At 50.9% G+C, this 2,370-nt stretch carries 2 protein-coding genes and 1 pseudogene; 2 read left to right on the forward strand and 1 reads right to left on the reverse strand.

What is annotated here, in order from left to right; all coding sequences use genetic code 11:
• A pseudogene (locus tag ACEW8P_RS16205) lies at window positions 1–562 on the reverse strand (glycoside hydrolase); the annotation flags it as partial.
• Window positions 563–1,702: 1,140 nt separating this feature from the next.
• Between ACEW8P_RS16205 and ACEW8P_RS16210 the strand changes: the two are divergent.
• Entirely contained in the window at window positions 1,703–2,167 is a 465-nt protein-coding gene (locus ACEW8P_RS16210) for a transposase (protein WP_373514123.1), read from the forward strand.
• Window positions 2,130–2,370 (forward strand): hypothetical protein (locus tag ACEW8P_RS16215; RefSeq protein ID WP_373514124.1); only part of this gene is annotated, 241 nt, incomplete at its 3' end. The genes ACEW8P_RS16210 and ACEW8P_RS16215, both read left to right, overlap by 38 nt.

Below are 2,370 nucleotides of genomic sequence, written 5' to 3' on the forward strand. Positions count from 1 at the left end.
CGGGCCGCTCCACCACTTCGCCCCCCGTCCAGTTGGTCGACAGTCCCTGCTGACTGGTCAGTTGGTTTTTGCCGTTGTGCGACTGTATGGTCAGGTAGCCTTTGTTGGCATCGCTCAGGTTGGGGTACCGCCCAAGTGGCAAAGCCGTTCCGTTGCGGTACAGCCCCGCAACCTGACTGCCGCAGGCCGCACACGACGCCTGCCAGACGTTACCGTTGCGGCTCCACCCGCCGATGGCAGCTGAACCGGCCACAATTGGCTTGTTACCCGGTCCATACGCATCAATGACGATGGGGTTACCCGCCGAGCCGGACTGCCGGACTGATAAGTTACCCTGGAAGGTGTCACCCCGCCGTAGCAGCACGGCATCCCCGGCTCTGAGGGTAAGGGTGTTGACTTTGGCCAAACTCCGGAACGGGCTTCCCGTTGAGCGTCCGTCGTTTACATCGTTGCCGTTGGCAGCTACATAGTATGTAGTCTGGGCCCAAGCTGCCTGGCCCGCCAGACTGAGTAAAATTAGTATAAGATAGCGGAGGCGGACGCACAGGGAGGTTTTGTGCAATCGAAATTTGCAAAAAATAGTTATAGGAAAAAGCATAAAAACAGATTAAAACAAGTTGGGATAAGGAAAAAATAATGTAGGGACCGACGTAGCAAACCTCTGCGATTGAAAGAATCCAAAAAATTCAGAAGACTATGACACTATCAAAATCTGCTTTAATCAGGTCAATAAATGGTAGCAAAGGCATTTCTCAGATGGAAATAACGGCTGTTCTGTAAACAAGACCATCGGCATGACAAAGTTAGGTATGTGAAATTTATATGACCGGATTGTACGCTTCAGTTTGACAGAATAAGTAGTCAAGCAAAATTAGCAATAAAGTTTAAATACTATATTCTGTTGAAAATCAGGGAATTATAAGTTCTTAGATGTATTGATAAATAAGCACAATTACTTAAGTGATAAAATTTGTCTTAATTATGCCTAAAAAGACAAGTCGTTATTAACGAACAGGCAAATGTAGTAAATACTTAGGGGTAGCTAACACATTTAGGGTAAATCCGCCAGATTACTGGACATAAACCCATTTGGGTTAATGAGCGTTTGCGCGCTGGTCTCCAAGTAGCGGATAAATATCACCAGTGACCGTACGTGACGGCGTAAACTGGTGATGCCTTGACGAAAGAAGGATATGGTTATTGATGAGATACCGTCCCGGTATACCTTTTGTTTCAGTGAGCCGCTCTCAAATGCCTCGTGTAAGGACAGAACATAGACTATCACCGCCCGGCGGCCCGGAATAATAGCAATGAGCAGCGTGATTTTGCCATCGTTCTTAAAGTCGAGGTCTTCAATCCGGGCCGCCCCTTAGATTTGTGAGATGACACCCACCTTTAAAAAGTACAATACTACAAGAGCCGAAGGTGTGAGCGGTGAACTATGGCGGGGCGCCCCTTTAGGTTTACGGTATGGTAAGATTCCAAGATTGGGTTGGGTATCTTGCTAAAAGTAAACAGGGCGGGTTTACCTAGGGGGCGCCAGAGTGTTAGCTCTAGCCACGGATTCAGGCCCTGCCCTGTCTTTTTCACTGCCCCAGGCTCAGCGGGGTGGCCCGTGCCATGGAAAATCGGGCTCTAAGGTTCATTAGCAAGGGTTTGAGCAAAATGGCAGTTTTCTCTTTCATTCCTGAAATTAGTAGTAATGATGGACATTCGCTGTTTCATCGGAATCGACGTCTCGAAAGCGACCCCGGACTGGGCGGTCTTCGACGGCAAGAAGATTGTCTTCCAAAGCCAGTCGCTTAACTCGGAGTCCGGTGTGAAGGCTACCGTCAAGCTGATCAAGGCCCTGCCGAACTTCACTATCATGGGCTCGGTCTGCTGCATGGAACATACGGATCACTATACGCTGGCCCTGTGCTGCTTTCTACAGCAGGCCGAACTGCCCTACACGATGATCAGCCCCCTGGAGCTAAAAAGGAGCATGGGCCTGACCAGGGGAAAGAACGACCGGGTCGACGCCATGAGGATCGCCCAGTTCACCTGCCTTCACGGCAGCGGCCGACCGTCAGCGGCTGCTCAAAGCAGTGCGCCTTCCCTCGGACAGCCTTCTCAAGCTGAAAAATCTGATGGCCTTCCGAGATCGGCTGGTCAAGACCGCCACTAGTCTGAAGAACACCATCGGCGGGCTGCGGGAGACGGCGCACCTGGTCGACAACACGCTCATCATCAAGCTCTCCCAGAAGCATTTACTGGGGCGGGAGCGGCTTATTGTGGAGCCGGTTCGCCGGGGCGCGACCATTTCTTTCGGCAGGGAACTACACCCTGCGCCCTACCTGCTTTGTATCGACTACAAAACGGGCGAAAGAC

The organism is Persicitalea sp. (assembly GCF_041751555.1).
Classification (GTDB): Bacteria; Bacteroidota; Bacteroidia; order Cytophagales; family Spirosomataceae; genus Persicitalea.

What these genes read in the sequence shown, in the direction of transcription:
- ACEW8P_RS16210 (WP_373514123.1), top strand. Translation starts at nt 1,703, where the DNA reads ATGATGGACATTCGCTGTTTCATCGGAATCGACGTCTCGAAAGCGACC.